Source organism: Melioribacteraceae bacterium, from assembly GCA_019638015.1.
In the GTDB taxonomy this organism is placed as follows: domain Bacteria; phylum Bacteroidota; class Ignavibacteria; order Ignavibacteriales; family Melioribacteraceae; genus JAHBUP01.
On sequence record JAHBUP010000001.1, the window covers coordinates 409,061 to 428,526 of the forward strand.

Here is a 19,466-nt window from a genome sequence, read left to right on the forward strand (position 1 = left end):
CAAAGATGAATAGTTTAACAGTTGCGATGATTGTTAAAAATGAGGAAAAATATTTAAGGGATTGTATTCTTTCAATTAAAAGTGTTGCCGATGAAATTGTAATAGTTGATACCGGTTCAACCGATAAAACAAAGCAGATAGCGGCCGAGTTTGGTGCGAAGGTGTATGACTTTGTATGGATAAATGATTTTTCTGCGGCAAGAAATTATTCGTTGCAAAAATCGACCGGTGATTGGATTTTATATATTGACGCAGATGAAAGGTTGGATAGTAATTCAATCCCGGAATTGAAAAGGATAATATCAAATAAAACACTAGCGGGATGCTATTGTACAGTGCTAAGTTATGATTCAGGTGAAAGCCGGGATAATTCATTGAGATATCCCAGGTTGTTTTTAAATTCTCCCGAAATAAAATTTGAGGGGAGAGTACATGAGCAGATCGGTGCATCGCTCGTAAGAAACAAATATCAATTGTTAAATTCAAATATACTTATTCATCATCTAGGATACGATATTTCAAAGGATGAGCAGAGGAATAAGGCAATAAGAAATCTTACTCTTTTAAGGGAAGAATATGAGTTTAATAAATCGGCCTACATTGCTTTTCAATTGGCACAGTCATTCAATGTTATTGATGATCAGGAGAATGCGAGAAAGTATTTTGAAATAGCGGGCAACAGTAATGAGCTGGATAAATCATTGCGCGCACAGAGTTATGCCTCACTAGCTTTAATTGCTCACACAGACAACAAAATAATTGATGCTGAAAAACATATTCAATCGGCAATAAAACTAGATAGCCGCCAGCCCTTTTCTCATCTGCTCGCCGCTAAAATAGCATTACGCGGCGGAGATCAAATAAAGGCTGAAGAGAGATGCCTAACTGCATATAAGCTCAATAAAAATATTTCTACTGAAAAGGAGAAATCCAATTTAGTTGTGATACTCGATCAGGAGGAAGTAATTTATTTTGGACTGACAATTGCGCTGCAAAATCAGAATTCAAATAATATTGGATTTTATCAAAAGGAATTATCGGCCTTTTATAATAGAAAGGGAAATGAAAATGGACCTTTAAAGCTAGCCGTAGTTCAGAAATTATTCGGCTGTGGAATATTGAGTTCAGTTGAAGAAGAAATAATTATAGAAATGGCAAACAGATACACGCTTAATTTATTATTAACATTACTTGTAATAAATCCCAATAAGCATCAAGTTCTTGAGATCACTAAAAATCTGCTTAATAAATTTCCCGATTCAATTGAAATCAAAAAAATACTATCAAGACTTTTGGATGAATCGGGAAAACTGGATGAGGCAATTCAACTGCTAGAAAATATTGTTGAGAGAGAAGGGGAAGATCCGGCAATTCTATTCTATCTTATTTCTTTCTACTTGAAAAAGGGGAATGCAGATAAAATTAATTCGATCGTTATGAGACTAGAAAAAAAATATTCTAATATCCCGGAGATTGCGGATAGAGTTAATAGATTAAAAGAAAAATTGGCTATTCATAATAGCAGACCAATATAGAATTTGAAGTTATGAGATACAGAGCACTAATTAATCTCACTTAATAATAACTCAATAATTTAGTTTTACACTTCTCCGCAATTTATTTGCAAAAGTTCGTTCCAAAATTAAAAATTCAGCTCATCAATCTTTTTTCAATTCTAATTGCATATTAACTACCATAAACGTCCCTAAAATTTTTTTAATTTTTTTTTTGACTAAACCGCTAAACTTTTAAAAGGGGGCTTCGATAATATGTGTGAGATAAATAATCTCAATAAAACAAAAGCCGGGCAAGGATGCTCGGTAAACAAAAACAAAACACATGGAGGTATCAAATGGCTTTCTCAGTTAACTCAAACGCAGGCGCAGCAGCAGTTTATAATGCTCTAGCCAAAACACAATCTACTACTCAAAAAGCTCAGTTACAATTAGCAACTGGCAAAAAAGTAAACTCAGCTTCAGACAACACATCTGGCTGGAATATTGGTAAACAGTTGGAAGCAGCTTCTTTGAAGATGAAATCTCAATTAGCAAACATCGGTTCAGCAAAAAACTTCTTAAGCACAGCTGAAGCAGCTCTTCAACAAGTTTACGACAAATTAAATCAAATTCAAGCAAAGCAAGAAGACGGATTAGACCCAACAAAAGATGCTACAAGTCTAAAAAATGATATTAAAACTCTTGCAGATGAAATTGATTCTATATTCCGGAATACCAAAATCGGCGAAAATGTTCTTTTAGGTAGTGCTGCTAACAGTTTCGGAGCCGGTGGAAGTGCAGTTGAAGTAAATATCGGTGTTAAACTTGGCGCAGACGCAACAGGTGCTGGAGTTACAAAACTTGCTAAGATGACAGCCGCTGTTGGCACTTCATCGGAGCATATTTCAGCAACATCGGACACAAATGATCTGCAGATCGCCGTACGCGATGCCATTACTTATATTGGTAACAAAACTCAATTACTCGATTCCAGAGAGGACTTCTTAACGACAGCTATTGCTAATAATGATTCCGCCATTGCTCAAATATTTGATACTGATACTCTTTCTGATCAAATGAAAGCTTCTCAAGGCGCTGTTGGTTCTCAGCTTGCTACAGCAATGATGTCTCAAATGAACGCCGCTCCTCAGCAATTATTACAACTCTTCCGTTAATTGAGCATTAAATTAATCTCTCCCGGAAACGGGAGAGATTTTTTTTTCTCCAATATAAAATTTTAAGGTGAATAGAATGCAGACAGCAACATTTATGGCCAGCAAGAGAGCAAATCAATATTTAGCAAATGAGATTTTATCTGCCTCTCCAGAACAATTGATTATGAAGATATTCAGTTTCGCGATATTAAGCTGTAAAAAACATGACATTGCAAAAACAAATGAAGCCCTTCAAGTACTTATAAACGCTCTAAACTTTGAACATCCTGAAGCTAAAGAAATCTCAATCGGGTTTTTAAGAATTTACCGTTATTGCCAGGATCAGATGAGAAAACAGAATTTTGATATTGTTGACAAAACTTTAACTGAATTAAAAGAAACTTGGGAAGCAGCACTTGCAAAGAGGTAATAAACCATGGCATATGATTTATTAACAACGGCAGGGATCAATAGTTTTATAGATGATTACAGAGCTAGTGAAACCAAAAAGAAGGTCGATCCTCTCACCAAGAAGAAGACGAAAGTTGACGATTTAAACGCCGCCTACACAGAATTAACCAATAAATTAAACGACCTCAAAACTATTTCCTATGCTATGCAGTTGAAGGATACTTCATCAGCGTTTTTAGTGAAAAAAGCTTCTACTTCTGATTCTAAATTTGTTGATATTACCGCAACAAGTGCCGCGGTAATTAGCTCTCAATCAGTAAGAGTAAACCAATTAGCTAAAAGCGATTTAGTAATTTCTCAAGATTTAACCTCCTCCGCTGCATCCTCAACTATTACAGCCCCAGGTACTCATGAAATGACTTTTACCGCCGGGGATGGGAAAGGAGGCGTTTTCACCAGCAAAGTATCTGTTACCTTTGACGCATCGGAATTTGATGCCGGCACAATATCAAATGAAAAAGTCATTAATAAAATTCAGACAGCGATAAACAGCAGCAAAGCTACAGTTACTTCTAATTCTGTTTCAGGAAGCACGGCTAGCACCGGCTCATTTAATCTTAACTTGAATGGAACTGTAACCACGATAAATTACGCGGCAGGTGATTACTCAACTGTAATGGATAGTATTGTTACTGAAGTAAATAAATTAAATGGAATACAAGCTGAAAAAGTTGATGGTGGCGGCGGTAATTATAGTATAAAATTTACTGTTACAGATTCTTCAAAATATTTGACTATAGATGGGGATACAAGCGGATTGCTTGCAGAACTTGGAGTATCTGCTAATAATTTAATAGGTTCGTCAGGATTACTGAATGCTGCCAAATTTGCTCCCGACTCCACATTATCGCAACTTTCTATTGCCGCAAAGAAATCGGGGCATGGTTTTAGGCTCCTATCATTGAGTGATTCGGTTGGTGATTTATTGAATTCTGTAGGATTAAATCTGGGAGGCAGCCGCACCTCCTTTGTACAAAATGAGAGTGGAAGTGATACTCCCGGATTTGTTTATGCTACAGATCAACTTAATGCTAAGATAGAATTTAATGGAATAAAAGTAGAAAGAAATTCAAACCAGATTTCAGATTTGGTACCGGGCGCTACTATAAACTTAAAATCGTTGATGCAGCCAACCGATACAACTGTAAATCTTGATATAAGTGCCGATTCTGCTAAAGTTACAGAGAAAATTCAGGACTTCATTAAAAAGTTTAACGACATTTATGTTTATTTAAAGGAAAAAACTAGATCTACTAAGGAAGGCAGAGGATTATTAATTGGAGATTCAACAGCAGAAAATTTTAAATACTTATTTTCTTCGATGGCAACTAGTTCAGTTGCTGGTATAAATGCTGATGAAGTTAATTCTCTTTCAAAACTCGGATTAAGTTTTAATGTTTCGGAAGGTCTTAGTGTTGGTGATGCAAGTAAATTGGAAAAGTTGATTAAAGAAAAGCCAGATCAAGTGGAGGCGCTCTTTAACTCAACTAATGGAATCGCAACTAAACTACATGAAAAAATCCTTCCTTATGTAAACTCGTCGGGATTTCTTTACAAAAGAAAAACAAGTTTTGGAATCGAATCGGAATATTTAGATGATAGGATTACCGCAGTAAAAGATAGAGTGGAGTTGAGCGCGTCAAATTTAAGACTTCGATATATGAAATCTATGTCCCAAATGAATGCGCTCGTTTCAAATCAGCAAATATTCTTCATGAAGTCGATCAATTAATGATAATGAAAATGAGCCATAGTGATATAAAGAATAAACAGCAAGATGACTTTTCTGGTGAGGAATCTAAAAAGGATAATTCAACTAAAAAGTTAGATGATACAAGAAAAAGGGAGCTCATTGCAAAGATTGAGCGGACATGTAATTTGTTAGAAAGTGTTTCTTTAAAGATGGATACTCTAAATTTTGACAGTTTCGATGTATTATTTCCAGTTTTACTTACAAATATGAAAGAAGCTGCGATTTTGAGAGAAGAATTAATAAATGAGTTAGGTCTTGAATTTTTAATAAAAATAAGTCCACAATTATTTAGTACCGCTAAACTAATTGAGGAAAAGTACGATAATATTGTTAAGATATATATGCTGGAAACAAAAAAGCTCAAGAAGGAGCTTTCTGTTGTAGGCAATCAACAAAAAATTACAAATTATTTAAGGTACTAACTTGGAAATTAAAGGTATTTCAAACCAGAATTTGTATGGGCCTCAATCAAAATCTAAAACCACTGTTGAGAGCAATGAAGTTCAGGCTGCAAAAGACAAAATAGAAATATCAGAAGAAGCACGAAACATGGCTAAAACAACTGAAATAAGTCCCGAACGCTTAGAGCAAATCAGAAATAGAATTGATTCCAAATTCTATTCATCTGCAGAAGTTCTCTCAAAAGTTGCTGATAAAATTTTGAAAGAGATTAAATAGTATTATATTTTGGGGGAGCATCTAGTTCAATTAAATGTAAATTCTGCAGATTCTGATTTTGTCTGCTCAGCTGTAAAAATTCTTTAAAGTATGGATACGAAAAAGAAAATTCTTATTGTGGAAGACGATGAACTTGCCCAGGAGTTCCTTCGATACTACCTCTCAAAAAGTTACGAAGTGCATGTAAGCAAAAATGTAGTCTCATTCTATAAAAACATCGAAGCAAATGTTTTTGATGCCATATTGATGGATGTGTTTCTTAAGGATGTAAAAACAGGATTGGATTTGACCAAGGAGCTTAGAGCCGATAAAAGGCACAAACACACCCCCATAATTGTAATGACCGCTCATAATACAACTGCCGACCGCAGGAACGCATTTGAAAGTGGAGCAACCAAATTTTTGAACAAACCTGTTGATTTAAAAACACTAAAAGCAAATATTGAAGAATTATTTGTTACGGTTTAAATAAGTTCGACGAAACATCAGCTTTCAAATCAGCGAAACTTACTGCATATTATGATGAACCGATTGTACGTCATCATCTTCTTCGAGTGCTTCTATCAATTCATTAACTTCCTTTTGTTCCTCTTCAGAAAGCTCTTTGTAATTTGTAGGGATATACTGAATTTCAACGGCATTAATTTCGAACTCTCTTTCTTCAAGAGCTTTTTGCATCGATCCAAAATCGGTGAAAGGTGTATATATATAGATAAATTCATCATCGTACGAAAGATCATCTAACCCAAAATCAATCATCTCAAGTTCGAAAGACTCCACATCGGCAACTTTGCTTTTATCAATTTTAAATAATCCTTTTCTTTCAAACATAAACGAGATAGAACCGGAATTGCCCAGTGAACCATTATATTTTCTAAATAGATGACGTACATTTGCCACTGTTCTGGTTGGATTATCTGTAGCGGTTTCAACTACAACAGCAACTCCATGAGGTCCATAACCTTCGTATGCAAGTTCTTGGTATCCTGATGTATCTTTAGAGGAAGCTCTTTTAATAGCGGCATCAACTCGATCCTTGGGCATATTTACCGATTTTGCATTTTGCACCGCAATTCTAAGTTTGGAATTTGATTTTGGATCGGGGCCCCCGGCTTTAACAGCAATTTCTATATCTTTTCTAACTCTATTAAACGCTTTCGACATCCGTGCAAAACGGGCAAACATTTTATGTTTTCTTGTTTCAAATATACGTCCCATCAGTTCTCTCTTTTTTTTGTTACGAAATTAAGAATTTACGACATAACAATTTCTCTTTTAACAACATTTTTTACATGTGCTTCAACTTCCCTTTGCAATTGATTTTCACCCCGAAATTCAATATTGGACCACTTTTTTTTGTAATAAATTAAAAATAACAAGGCAAAAACTTGACACGGGCTTATTATTTATTATCTTTGCGATCAGAAACCTAAATAATTAAGTAAATATTACAATTACGGTTACAATATTAAGGTAAAGTAAATATTTGATAAGATTATATCACTAAATAAATTAAAAGAGAGGAACTATGGAACAAGAATTAACAAATGCTGTTGCGGATAATCTGTTTACGATCAATAACCTTTGGATGATGATTGCGACCTCGTTGGTTTTTATTATGCATCTAGGGTTTGCTACTCTCGAAACCGGATTAACCCAATCAAAAAATACTGTTAACATTCTCTTTAAAAATTCAATTATACCCGGTATTGGGATACTCACATTCGCATTTGTGGGATTTAATTTAATGTATCCAGGTGCCGAATATGCCGGGAAGTTATTTGGATTTGCTGGTTTTGGAATTGGGACAGACTCTGCCGGTTTAACAAAAGATTATAATCCAGGCTACACATATTGGACAGATTTTCTATATCAAGGGATGTTTGCCGCTACTGCAGCTACAATAGTTTCGGGTGCAGTTGCCGAAAGAATAAAGCTATCAAGTTTTTTAATATTTTCTCTTCTATTTGTGAGTATTAGCTACCCTATAACCGGGATGTGGAAATGGGGCGGCGGTTTTTTGAATGAAATGGGATTTTATGATTTTGCTGGCTCAACATTAGTGCATTCTGTTGGAGGGTGGGGAGCTTTAACCGGAATTATATTCTTGGGACCTCGTATTGGAAAATATGTCGGAAAAAAAATTAATCCGATTCCCGGTCATAGTATGCCGTTAGCTACTATTGGTGTATTCCTCCTCTGGCTCGGTTGGTTTGGATTCAATGGCGGGTCTGTGCTAAGCGCCGATCCTGCTTCTGTTTCTCTTGTATTAGTTACCACAAGTATAGCTGCATCTGCCGGAGCAGTAGGGGCAATGCTAACTTCCTGGTTTTACTTTAAAAAGCCAGATATCACAATGTTGCTAAATGGTATTTTGGCAGGCCTTGTAGGTATTACTGCCGGTGCCGATAAAATGAGTCCTATGGATTCAATTCTTGTTGGGTTAATAGCAGGAGTAATTGTTGTTTTTTCGGTAACATTATTTGATAAATTAAAACTGGATGATCCGGTGGGCGCACTTTCTGTTCATCTGGTTTGTGGAATTTTTGGAACATTGGCAGTAGGAATTTGGGGAGATTTAGCTGGATTGAAACAATTATGGATACAGTTTGTTGGAGTAATTAGTGTTGGTGTATTTACAACAATTTTTACTACTCTTCTTTGGTTTATACTAAAGAAAACTATTGGCTTACGTGTTAGCGAAGCTGAAGAAATTGAAGGCCTCGATATTGGTGAGCATGGAATGGAAGCTTATCCAAATTTTGAAAAAGTATAATATAAATCAGTCTATTTGTTATTTTAGTTATTAACAAACAATAAGGATTTTTAATGAAAAAGATAGAAGCAATTATTAGACCGCATAAGCTGGATGAGGTTCAGAACATCCTTCAAGAGAATGGATTTGCCGGTTTAACTGTCTCGGAAGTTAGAGGGTATGGAAGACAAAAAGGACATAAAGAAATTTATAGGGGTACAGAATACAACATTAATTTTGTACCTAAAATAAAAATTGAGCTTATCTGTAGTGACGAAAAAGCTGAGAGCGCAGTGCAGCTTATAATCAAGACTGCTCAAACTGGCCAGGTAGGGGATGGAAAAATATTTATTCTTGATATGAATGATGCAATCAGAATCAGAACTGGTGAATCAGGTGAAAGCGCAATATAATTATAATAGGGCGGTCATTTGTTTGACTGCCCCTCGTTATCTTCAATAAAAGTAATTACACTATTTAAGTCTGGCAGTCCAGTTTGTCCCCCGAGCGTTTTAGAATTTATTGCCGCTACGGCACTAGCAAATTTCATATTGTACTCTAATTTATAACCCATATTTATTCCGAATAAAAAAGCGCCATGAAAACTATCGCCGCATCCGGTAGTATCAATTGTTTCTTCCAAAATAAATGCGGGTTGATGATACCCTTTGATCTCGCTAGTAAATAGCCAACTACCATTGGTGCCATCGGTAATTACTACAACTTTAGCCTGGTCATTCAACAAAATTTTTGCGGCTAAATTTATATCCAATTCCTTTGAGTACTTAAGTGCAAAATCTTTGGTAACAATAATTATATCTGCCAATGAAATAATTTCATCTAATTCTTCCCGGTAGCGAAAAGAGCCGCCGTCAAAAGAAATTAGTGTGTTTTTATTTTTTGCAAGTGCACATACTTTTTTACACAAATTTAGATGTCGCCCATTTATGTGAACAATTTTTGAACACTCAACAATTTTATTGATATCGGGGTAATCATCTAATTCTGTTGCCGATCCAGGAGTAAAAACTATGGTACGCTCACCCTTTTTAGATTTACTTACCCAAATTGAAGATTTAGCGGAGGAGGAGCTAATGGATATATTTATAAGTGATGAATCGACTCCGCGAGTAGTCAATTTTTCTAAAATTAGGTTTCCCGTCCAATCATTTCCAACATTATCAATAAAACTGGTTGTTGCGCCAAGTTTAGAAGCGCAAGCCAGAGCGGTAGCAACCGGCCCGCCACAATCCATGGCAGAAGCAATTGATTTGACAACCTCTCCTTCCTGCGGTAGTGTATCAACAATAGATAGAAAATCGGCTGCGGCTACTCCAATACCTAAAATATCCCAACTTTTTTCAACCATCTAATTCTCTCACTTTTTACATTTAAAGATAATTAACATGATAAATTATTTGCTATTATTGTCGATAATAATCAATTATTTGCAGAATAATTTTTATTTAATTGTAAATAAAAAAGTAATTAGACTTATTTTGGATTGACAGTTATTATTGGCGTAAATTGTAAAAAAAAAAGATAATTTATTTCTTATAAACAATTGCTAATCTAACATAAAACAACAATAAAAATTAGAGATGACTACAATAAATAAGAGACCACTTTTTCATAAAACTATTAAGGCACAGTTATTAATAGTTCTTGTGCTTATTCATTTTATAGGTACTACTCTAAAGGCACAATCCAAAGAAGCTACTTTTTCACACATAACTTCAGATGATGGATTGTCGTTAAGTTCGGTTACCCAAATCATTCAAGATAACCGCGGGTTTCTATGGTTCGGTACTTTCAGTGGGTTAAACCGATTTGACGGGTATTCATTTAAAGTATTTCTGCCAGAAAATTCTAATCCTAAGAGTATTTCTAATCATTCAATTGTTTCGATGCTGGAAGATAAAAATGGGAATATTTGGATTGGAACGCTTGATGGACTAAATAAATATGACAAAAAGAGTGAGACTTTTACTCATTATCGTCACAATAAAAGAAATGGAAAAAGCCTTAGCCATGATAATATACTTTCACTATTTGAGGATAAAGAGGGAACGCTCTGGATTGGGACACTTGACGGTTTGAATAAATATAATCCGGTGAGTGATAATTTCACAGTGATTAAAAGAGTTAATCGAAAACTCAATCCCGATTCACTTAACTCAGTGATGTGTATACAAGATGATCATTTTGGAAACTTGTGGCTTGGTACCTGGAACGGTTTGGTAAAGATGAACAAAAAAGGGGAATTTATTGAACAATATTTTGATGAACCTTACGATTCAAAAAATTTTGATTATAGAAAAGTTACTTCGTTATATCACGATAAATCTAACAACTTGTGGATAGGCACAAACAAGAAAGGCTTAAAAAAGTTTGACTATAAGAGCAACAAATTTATAGAGTATCCAGTTGAGTATAAAAGTAAAACCGGAATTTCAAATTCGAGTATTACAGTAATATATGAAGACTCCTTTAATGATTTATGGATTGGTACTCGCAATGGATTAAATAGATATAACAAAAAGAACAATTCTTTCGAGCAATTCTTAAATAATCCCGATAAACCACTAAGTCTAATCAGTAATGAAATATTTTGTATAAAAGAGGACCGCTCGGGAATTTTGTGGATTGGTTCTTCCGGTGGAGTTAGTAAGTATTATCAATCAAATAATCAATTTGAGTATTATACTGATAATCATATCGATATTAATCGCCGAATTTCCAGCAACAGATTAAGTTCAATGTATATTGACAATACCGGCTTAATATGGCTTGGTTCATTTGAGGGAGTTGATCAATTAAATCCCCGCACGCATACAATTCGTAATATTAAAAATATACCCGGGAATAAAAACAGTCTTAGTGATAACAACACGAAAAGTGTGTTTTGCGATAGTGAGGGATTTATCTGGATTGGCACAAATCATAGTGGTCTCAATAAATATGATCCTCGCACCGGTGAGTTTAAACTTTACAAATATGATATTTCTGACGATTTCTCATTGAGCAATGATGGAGTAATTTCAATTTGTGAAGATAGAAACGGGACACTCTGGTTTGGTACCTGGTGGGGATTAAATAAGTTTGATAAAAAAACAGAAAAATTTAAAAGATATCTTTCAAATAAATATTCGGATTATGATTTACTTCATGATATAATTTGGTGCATATATGAAGATTCAGACGGAATGCTATGGCTTGGCACCGATGGTGGTGGAGTAAGTCAATTTAATCCTAAAACTGAAAAATTTACTAATTATGTTAAAAAGAATTCAAAAGCAGGTTCACTGAGTGAGAATAGAGTTTTTAACGTGCTTGAATCGAAAGATGGAATGATGTGGTTTGGAACAGGCGATGGATTGAATAGATTAGATAGAAAAACAGGTAAAATGTTTACCTATAATACCGGGAATGGTCTTTCAGGCAATTTAATTAATGGAATTAAGGAAGATAAAAAGGGCTTTATCTGGATTTCGACAGATAAAGGACTATCCAAACTGAATAGGAAGACCGAAACATTTACCAACTATTCCAAACGAAATGGACTTGAAGAATTAGAATTTACTTTAAATGTAACTGCTGAATCCTCAAATGGATATCTATATTTTGGCGGCAAGAATGGTCTGCTCTATTTTCATCCGGATAGTATAAAGGACAGTTACCTGACAGCTCCTGTTGTATTCACTGATCTAAAAATTTATAATCAGTCAGTTGAAATTTCAGACACGCACAATTCATTACTGCCTCAATCAATTATTGAATCTAACGAAATTAAGATTCCTTATGGGAATGATGTAATTACTATTGAATATGCATTGTTGGATTTCTTTAATGTTAAAAAAAATCAATATATGTATAAACTTGACGGCTTTGATGAGGACTGGAATAATATTGGAGCTAGAAATAATGTTACTTTTACAAATCTCTCCCCTGGAGAATATGTTTTTCATGTGCGTGCGCAGAATACAGACGGTATTAAAAATTCTCAGGAAGCTAGTTTAAGGTTGATTATAATTCCCGCTTTTTATCAAACATGGTTTTTCAGAATTCTTTTACTTTCGGCTTTAGCTGGCGCGGTTTTTTTATTTATTAAATGGAGGACCAGACAAGTAACAAATCAAAATCGGATACTTGAAAACCGTGTTGCCGAGAGGACAAAGGATTTGGATAAAAATATTCATGAACTGAACCAGGAAATAATTGAAAGAAAAAAAGCCGAAGAAAAAGTACAAGCATCATTAAAGGAAAAAGAAGTACTCTTAAAAGAGATTCACCATAGAGTTAAGAACAATCTTCAAGTAATTTCAAGTTTGTTATATCTACAATCTATTACAGTTAAGGATGAAGACACGATTAATTTGTTTAATGACAGTCAGAATAGAATTAAATCAATGGCTCTCATTCATGAAAAATTATATCAATCAGATAATTTCGCATATATAGATTTTGGGGAATATGTAAAAAGTTTAGTTGATTATTTTAACCGATCATTCAGCCAAAAAACTCTTTTTATTAATACTTCTATAAAAATCGAAAATATTTTTCTAAGCTTAGATACTGCAATATCATGCGGTTTAATTGTGAATGAGCTAATGACAAATACTCATAAATATGCTTACCCTGAAAACTGGATTGAAAATAATAAACGTGAGAATGGCTATCTGATTGAAATTATAATGGAGAAAAAAGATGATGATAGCTATTTATTAATTGTAAGAGACGATGGAATTGGAATTTCGGAGGATATTGATATTGCAGAAACTGATTCATTAGGTTTGAAAATAGTTGCCTCTATGGTTGATCAATTAAATGGTAAAGTTAAAATATCGGGTAAGACCGGTACAGAATTCAAAATTTCTTTTTCTGATTTAAAGCAGAATTAATGTTGATATAAAAATCTTCAAGACTAAATAACGACATACATGGTGTAAAAAATAATAACCGTAAGCAGTAAGAAGTATATTTGCGAAAGTAATTATATAATTGAATAGTAGATTAATCTTTATAAGGAATAGGATAAGTGATATTTAAAACTTCAATAAAAAGTATAATAATAATTTTACTAATCTCTACATTCATAACTGCTCAAAATGAGCAATCTGTGGTTGAAAAACATGGATTGATCAAAACAGCGGGGAACTTAATTGTAGATCAAAAAGGCAAACCGGTTGTATTGAGAGGAATGAGCCTTTTCTGGAGTCAATGGATGCCTCAATATTACAATGAGGATTGCGTTAAATGGCTACGTGACGATTGGAAATGCACAGTAGTTCGGGCGGCAATGGCTGTTGAAAGCGGTGGATATTTGACGAATCCCGCGGCTGAAAAAGCAAAAATTAAAAAAGTGATTGACGCGTGTATCGCGCTTGGAATTTATGTAATTGTTGACTGGCATGACCACAACGCCCACAAACATTTGCTACCGGCTATAACATTTTTTCAGGAGATTGCGAGCGAGTATGGAACTTATCCAAATATAATTTATGAAATTTACAATGAGCCCGAACAAGTTTCATGGCCGGCAGTTGTAAAACCATACGCCGATTCTGTAGTAAAATATATTCGTGAAATTGATCCGGACAACCTTATAATAGTAGGCACACCAAATTGGTCTCAGTATGTAGATCTAGCCGCAAACGATCCAATAAAACAAAATAATATTGCTTATTCATTGCATTTTTATTCTTCAACACATAAACAATGGCTGAGGGATCGAGCTAAAACGGCAATGGCAAGAGGAGCCGCATTATTTGTAACTGAATTTGGAACTAGCGAAGCTACCGGAACCGGTTATTTAGATTCACTTGAAACAGAAACGTGGCTTAAATTTCTGGAAGATAATAAAATTAGTTGGTGCAATTGGTCTATAACAGATAAGAATGAAACCTCTGCTTCATTAAAACCGGGTGCAAGCGGAAAAGGGGGTTGGCCTCTCTCATCATTAACTAAATCGGGTTTGATGATTCGAGATAAAATAATTAAAGGGAATACGATTACGGTAGATGTTGCTAAAGAACAGTTGCCAAATCAATTTGAATTATATCAAAACTACCCCAATCCTTTTAATCCGGTAACAACAATAAGATATTCTATTCCAGGTACAGTAGAGACGTCATATCCCGATAAATCGGGACAAGTTATGACATCTCTAAGAATATATGATTTATTAGGCCAGGAGATATCCCTACTTGTAAATGAATATAAAGCACCCGGAGTTTATGAGGTTCAGTTTAACGCAAGCAATCTTACTAGTGGAGTATATCTATATAAGCTTCAATTTACATCATTAGTGCAAACGAAGATTATGGTATTGCTCAAATAAAGGTTTACTTGAGAATCAAGATTACGCTTGAGTATTGTAATTAATCCAACTTTGCGATTGATTACTCACTTTCGTTTTAGAATTGTATTAGATATACTTGCACTGAATTTTTGAAATTATAACTATTATGAGAGTTCAGTGCGATTTAATACAATTCAAAACGTATCTAAAATTGTTTATTCTTTATTTCTTTCCCTTTTATTTTTTAATACTTCACTAATCGCTCAGGAAAAAAGTAATATTCTAGCTTCTGGTGATAATTTTCGAATCACTGCCGATGAGTTTAAAAAGCGATTTGAATTCTCTCCGCATCCACGTCAAAATAAGGATTTATTTATAAATACTATTAAACAGGACTTCCTTAAAACAATTATAGCCGAAAAACTATTAGAAGGTGTGGCAATAACTGAGGGTTATGATAAGAGTGAAGAATTCATAAGTAACTATAACTATTTGAAAAAAATGTTTTTGCGGGATGCGCTATATAGTATTGAGGTTAAAGAAAAAACAAAGATTCCCGACGCTGAATATGCGAAAGGAAGAAGAAAGATTGGAAAGACTTTTTATTCAAAGTTTATATTTTCTGAAGATGAGAAGGAAATTAGAGCTATTCATAATTCGCTCACTCTGGGTAATTCCTTTGATTCAATATTAACCATGCGGTCCGAAAACAAAGAACAACTAAAACCCGCAGAGATTACGTTTGGAGTTTTAAATGAAAATGTTGAAGACTCATTATTTTTATTGAAACCGGGGCAATTTACAAGACCTGTGAAACTTGAAGAGGGCTGGTATATCCTAAAAGTTTATTCATTAGATCAAAAGAAAATACTGGAAAGCGGCGATTTCGAAAAAGTTGAACGGGTTTTAAAGGAAAGATTTGAAAATAAAGCTTACGAGGATTTCTATAAAAAATTCTTTAAAGGTATAGTTGTAAATACAGACCGCGGATTGTTTGATCTCCTTCAAAAAAAAATATTTGAATATATTATTGAAAACCAGAAATATTTTATACTTAAAAATGAAAAATACACACTGCTATCTCCTGATGTAGAAGTAATAAAAAAAAATATTGCTGCCAAAGATCTTTCTGCTAGTTTTATAAAATTCACATCGAAACCTATAACTTTAGATGAGTTTCTTGAGTTTATGAAAATTAATGGTTTTGATTTTAGGCGTGTGGATCAGCAAAGTATCAAGTTTCGGTTAAATAATTATATCTCTACTTTCATTCAAAATGAGTTGCTTGCCAGAGAAGCTGAAATAAGGGGATATGATAAATTGCCAGAAATTCAAAATGAGCTTTCAATCTGGAGATCCCATTTCCTCGGTTCTCTTTCAATGAAAAAAATATTTAAGGATGTAGAGGTTACCAACGATGAGGCTTATGAATTTTTCTCAAAAAATAACAAGAGCATAAACTATCCCGATGAAATTAGAATTGCGGAAATTTTAACTAATGAATTGGAGATAGTTCAAGAAATATTTGAAAGACTTGATAAAGGGGAAGATTTTAAGTTACTGGCAAAACAATATTCGCTAAGAGATGAAATTAAAGACAATGATAATGAATACGAATTTACTAGTGTAAACAAGGATGGAGAGATTTGGAAAGCCGCATCGAAATTGAAAAAGGGGGAAGTTTACGGACCAATAAATTTGAAAGAAGGGTTTTCCATTATTAAACTGCTGGAACGGAAAGAGGGAAAAAAAGAATTTGTTGAGAGCTTTGATGAGGCAAAAGAAGCAATTAAAAATATACTTCGAACCGAAAAAATGTATAATATATTGGCTGATAAAACAGCCGAACTAGCGGTTAAAGAGAATATTAAAATAAATGATAAAGCCTTGAATGAATTAAAAGTAAGTGAAATTAATATGATTGTTTATCGTCGTTTTGGTTTTGGAGGTCAAAATATTGCAGTACCTTATACTCCCGATTTTACCGAATGGTTTATTAAATACAAGGAACTGCTGAAATCACTAACATTATAATTTTATGATCAAAAAAATATTTGGCGGTTCAAGAACTTTCTATTTCTCATTAGCGGCAACAACTGTACTTGTGGCTAGTGTTTTGTTAATTATGTTTTTTTATGGGTTTGGAATATTTGATTATACCCCCACAGTACGAAAAATCTATTTTGCCGATAATATCTCACCAACCCATAGGTACCTCATCAATAAGTTTAATCAATTGCATAAAGATAAAATTGAAGTTGTGCCAATTGATTTACCTTTCGAAAAATTCAGTACAAATGAACGAAAGGAATTATTAATTAGATATCTAAGAAGTAAAAGTGATAGAATTGATATTTTCTCCGTTGATCATATTTGGGTTCCCCGGTTTGCGAAATGGACTGAGCCCCTTGATAAATACTTAACTCCAAAGGAAAAAAATGAGTTAAATGAGAGAGTTTTACAGACCTGTTATTTCCAGAATAAATTAGTTGCCATTCCTCTCTACTTTGATATTTCACTTCTATACTATAATAATGAACAAATTAATAAACTTCCAAATGCCCTCGCGTTGAAGTCAGAAATTAATAATTTTATTACCTGGGAACGGTTTATAGAACTTTCGACAGAAATGAAGAAATCCAATAAGCCAGTATATATTTTCCCCGCGGACGATTATGAAGGACTGATGTGCAGTTTTATTGAATTGCTTCACAGCCAGAATGGAAATCTCTTTGATGCCGATTCAGTTAATCTGCAAACTGAAAAAGCTGTAAAATCACTTCAACTTCTTGTTGATTTGGTAAACAAGTATAAAATTACACCACCATCTGTTCTTTCATATCGTGAATCGGAAAGTTATTTTCAATTTATAAATGATGGTGGATATTTTTTGCGAGGTTGGACCGGGCTTCATGTATGGTATAAGAACAATATCAAAGATGAGGATGTTCGTGCTGAATATAATTTTGCGCCAATGCCTCACTTAAAAGGAAGTAAACCTGCAAGTGTAATTGGTGGCTGGAATTTGATGCTTTCAAAACAATCTACCAAAAAAAATGAAGCTGCCGAGTTTATTAAATTTTTGATAAGTGAAGAATCACAAATTGAAATGTTTGAAAAGGGGGGCTATCTACCCGTAATAAACAGTCTTTTTGATAATGATAAATTCATCAGCAGAAACCCCGAGATTAACCATTATAAAAAAATAATTGAAACGGGAGTTAACCGGCCATTCTCAGAAAAGTATACAAGATGCTCCGACGTTATCGCGCATTATCTCAATCAAGCAATAAAAAAGGAAATTACTGTTAAAGAAGCGTTGGCAACCGCCGAGAGAGTTATAAATTCGGGCCAATTTTTTATTAAATAATTATGCAAAACAAAAATTCATTTTTCGAAAATTTTAAAAAGTATCACTTTGAATTCAAGCATTTAACTGTACTTTTTATAGGATTAATTATTCTGCAGCTTGTACTCTCCTTTGTGCATAAAGCATCACTGAGGCACTTTGCCGACAACACACAAGAATGGTTTCAAAAAAATTCAGCTGAACGTTTGGCTAACCTTAGCACAACAACAATAGAATTGATGCTCGAAACAAAAAGATTAAGCATGACCAATAGTGAAACCGATAAACGCAGAATAACACAATTTTTTGATATAATTCTTAATCAGCAAATTTTGCAGCAAAATGTTGAAGAAATATGTTTATTAATTTCTGATGGGGATAATACTTACGCAATTGATGACGGAAGAGTTTTATATTCATTTATCTATTCAAAAAAAATTGAACAAACTAATGGTTCGGCGAGGCATAAAAATGCGCTTAAACTTTATAATTCAATAAAAAATGAACTTGAGCAGAATGAACAAATAATTAATATTCTTAGCGATAAGCAGACCTATCATATTTTTGTGCCGTTTGTTCCACATGGCGAATTTATGGGCGCATTTTATATGAGGAATACAGCGGATGTTTCTTTTATCCAAAAAGAAATCATTACCAATTATGAAGAAACCTCATTAATCTACTCCGCGTTATTTCTCCTTGGTTTGTTATCGATGTACTATATTTCCACATATACAGTTAAAGAAAGAGATGAAACCCAGCAGCTTCTTTTAAAGGAACATGAAACTCATATTAAAGAACAGATTGATCATGCCAAAGAAGCACTTTTTACCAAAAGAATTTATCATACAAATCATAAAGCCGAAAAGGTAATGGGATTTATTAAAGATGATTTAAGAAGTCTAACTAAGGAAAATACGGAAGAAATTAAATATCGCGTTACCCGCTATTCTAATTTTATTTCCAGAGTTATTTATGATATGAAATGGTATGATCCACCAATTCAGACAGTCAGGAATCAAGCCTTTAATACTGATCTAAATGAGGTAATTAGATTTTTAGTTGAAAATATTTTTAATAGAACTGCTCGCAAATCAGATTCGTTCGATATTCAGCTGGTGCTTGATCCGGCTGTACCTATACTTAAAATTAATGAATTTGTTATTTGGGAAATTCTTGAACCAATAATTCAAAACAGTATTGACCATGGCGGCGATAAGAATATCAAAATTATAATATCAACACTTTTCTCGGAAACCGAAAAAAACACGAAACTTATAATTGAAGATAATGGGGTGGGGATCAGTGATGAGCTCTTACAGGAAGATGAGCATGGTATTAAAAAATTGTTTCTTGAAAATGTAACAACAAAGCCGGGAACGCCTTCAAGCGGCTATGGCTGTTATATTGCTTACGAAATAGCAAAACAGAGATGCGGCTGGTCAATTGATGTCGAGAATAAAGTGGGCGGGGGTTGCAGTTTTACTTTTACAATTCCTCATTAACAGG

General features: G+C 34.0%; 16 protein-coding genes and 1 pseudogene. 15 read left to right on the forward strand and 2 right to left on the reverse strand.

Going from position 1 to position 19,466, the window contains the following annotated elements; all coding sequences use genetic code 11:
* Positions 1-5: 5 nt before the first annotated feature.
* From KF816_01805 to KF816_01835, 7 genes are all read left to right on the forward strand, one after another.
* Complete coding sequence (locus tag KF816_01805) at positions 6-1,535, forward strand: glycosyltransferase (GenBank protein MBX3006740.1); 1,530 nt, start codon at positions 6-8, stop codon at positions 1,533-1,535.
* Positions 1,536-1,852: 317 nt separating this feature from the next.
* Positions 1,853-2,671 (forward strand): flagellin, encoded by an 819-nt coding sequence (locus tag KF816_01810; GenBank protein ID MBX3006741.1) that lies wholly within the window; start codon positions 1,853-1,855, stop codon positions 2,669-2,671.
* A gap of 76 nt (positions 2,672-2,747) precedes the next feature.
* Positions 2,748-3,080 (forward strand): flagellar protein FliS, encoded by a 333-nt coding sequence (locus KF816_01815; GenBank protein ID MBX3006742.1) that lies wholly within the window; start codon positions 2,748-2,750, stop codon positions 3,078-3,080.
* Between the two features lie 6 nt (positions 3,081-3,086).
* Positions 3,087-4,853, forward strand: coding sequence for a flagellar filament capping protein FliD (gene fliD / locus KF816_01820; protein ID MBX3006743.1), 1,767 nt, complete (start codon positions 3,087-3,089; stop codon positions 4,851-4,853).
* Positions 4,853-5,296 (forward strand): hypothetical protein, encoded by a 444-nt coding sequence (locus KF816_01825; protein MBX3006744.1) that lies wholly within the window; start codon positions 4,853-4,855, stop codon positions 5,294-5,296. The genes fliD and KF816_01825 overlap by 1 nt, the downstream gene beginning before the upstream one ends.
* A 1-nt stretch (position 5,297) precedes the next feature.
* A complete protein-coding gene (locus KF816_01830; GenBank protein ID MBX3006745.1) occupies positions 5,298-5,552 on the forward strand; it encodes a flagellar biosynthesis anti-sigma factor FlgM in 255 nt (84 codons plus the stop codon).
* A gap of 90 nt (positions 5,553-5,642) precedes the next feature.
* Positions 5,643-6,020, forward strand: coding sequence for a response regulator (locus KF816_01835; GenBank protein MBX3006746.1), 378 nt, complete (start codon positions 5,643-5,645; stop codon positions 6,018-6,020).
* A gap of 39 nt (positions 6,021-6,059) precedes the next feature.
* Here the strand turns inward: KF816_01835 and KF816_01840 are convergent, their stop codons facing one another.
* Positions 6,060-6,770 carry a YebC/PmpR family DNA-binding transcriptional regulator gene (locus KF816_01840; GenBank protein MBX3006747.1) on the reverse strand — a complete coding sequence of 237 codons (711 nt, stop codon included), beginning with the start codon at positions 6,768-6,770 and terminating at the stop codon, positions 6,060-6,062.
* Positions 6,771-7,080: 310 nt separating this feature from the next.
* Between KF816_01840 and amt the strand changes: the two genes are divergently transcribed.
* Together amt and KF816_01850 are read left to right on the forward strand one after the other, a co-directional pair.
* Positions 7,081-8,328 carry an ammonium transporter gene (gene amt, locus KF816_01845; protein ID MBX3006748.1) on the forward strand — a complete coding sequence of 416 codons (1,248 nt, stop codon included), beginning with the start codon at positions 7,081-7,083 and terminating at the stop codon, positions 8,326-8,328.
* A gap of 53 nt (positions 8,329-8,381) precedes the next feature.
* A complete protein-coding gene (locus tag KF816_01850; GenBank protein ID MBX3006749.1) occupies positions 8,382-8,720 on the forward strand; it encodes a P-II family nitrogen regulator in 339 nt (112 codons plus the stop codon).
* A 14-nt stretch (positions 8,721-8,734) separates the two neighbouring features.
* Here KF816_01850 and KF816_01855 read toward each other — a convergent pair whose 3' ends face one another.
* Positions 8,735-9,676 (reverse strand): carbohydrate kinase family protein, encoded by a 942-nt coding sequence (locus KF816_01855; GenBank protein MBX3006750.1) that lies wholly within the window; start codon positions 9,674-9,676, stop codon positions 8,735-8,737.
* A gap of 232 nt (positions 9,677-9,908) precedes the next feature.
* On the opposite strand from KF816_01855, the gene KF816_01860 reads away from it, so the two are divergent.
* From KF816_01860 to KF816_01885, 6 genes and pseudogenes are all read left to right on the forward strand, one after another.
* Positions 9,909-13,208: a hypothetical protein gene (locus KF816_01860; protein MBX3006751.1), complete on the forward strand. Its 3,300-nt coding sequence runs from the start codon at positions 9,909-9,911 to the stop codon at positions 13,206-13,208.
* Positions 13,209-13,348: 140 nt separating this feature from the next.
* Positions 13,349-14,302 (forward strand): annotated as a pseudogene (locus KF816_01865) (glycoside hydrolase family 5 protein).
* Positions 14,285-14,647, forward strand: coding sequence for a T9SS type A sorting domain-containing protein (locus KF816_01870; protein ID MBX3006752.1), 363 nt, complete (start codon positions 14,285-14,287; stop codon positions 14,645-14,647). The pseudogene KF816_01865 and the gene KF816_01870 overlap by 18 nt, the downstream one beginning before the upstream one ends.
* Before the next feature lie 138 nt (positions 14,648-14,785).
* Entirely contained in the window at positions 14,786-16,642 is a 1,857-nt protein-coding gene (locus KF816_01875; protein MBX3006753.1) for a peptidyl-prolyl cis-trans isomerase, read from the forward strand.
* A gap of 4 nt (positions 16,643-16,646) precedes the next feature.
* Entirely contained in the window at positions 16,647-17,978 is a 1,332-nt protein-coding gene (locus tag KF816_01880; protein ID MBX3006754.1) for an extracellular solute-binding protein, read from the forward strand.
* Between the two features lie 2 nt (positions 17,979-17,980).
* Positions 17,981-19,462 carry an ATP-binding protein gene (locus KF816_01885; protein ID MBX3006755.1) on the forward strand — a complete coding sequence of 494 codons (1,482 nt, stop codon included), beginning with the start codon at positions 17,981-17,983 and terminating at the stop codon, positions 19,460-19,462.
* Positions 19,463-19,466 lie beyond the last annotated feature (4 nt).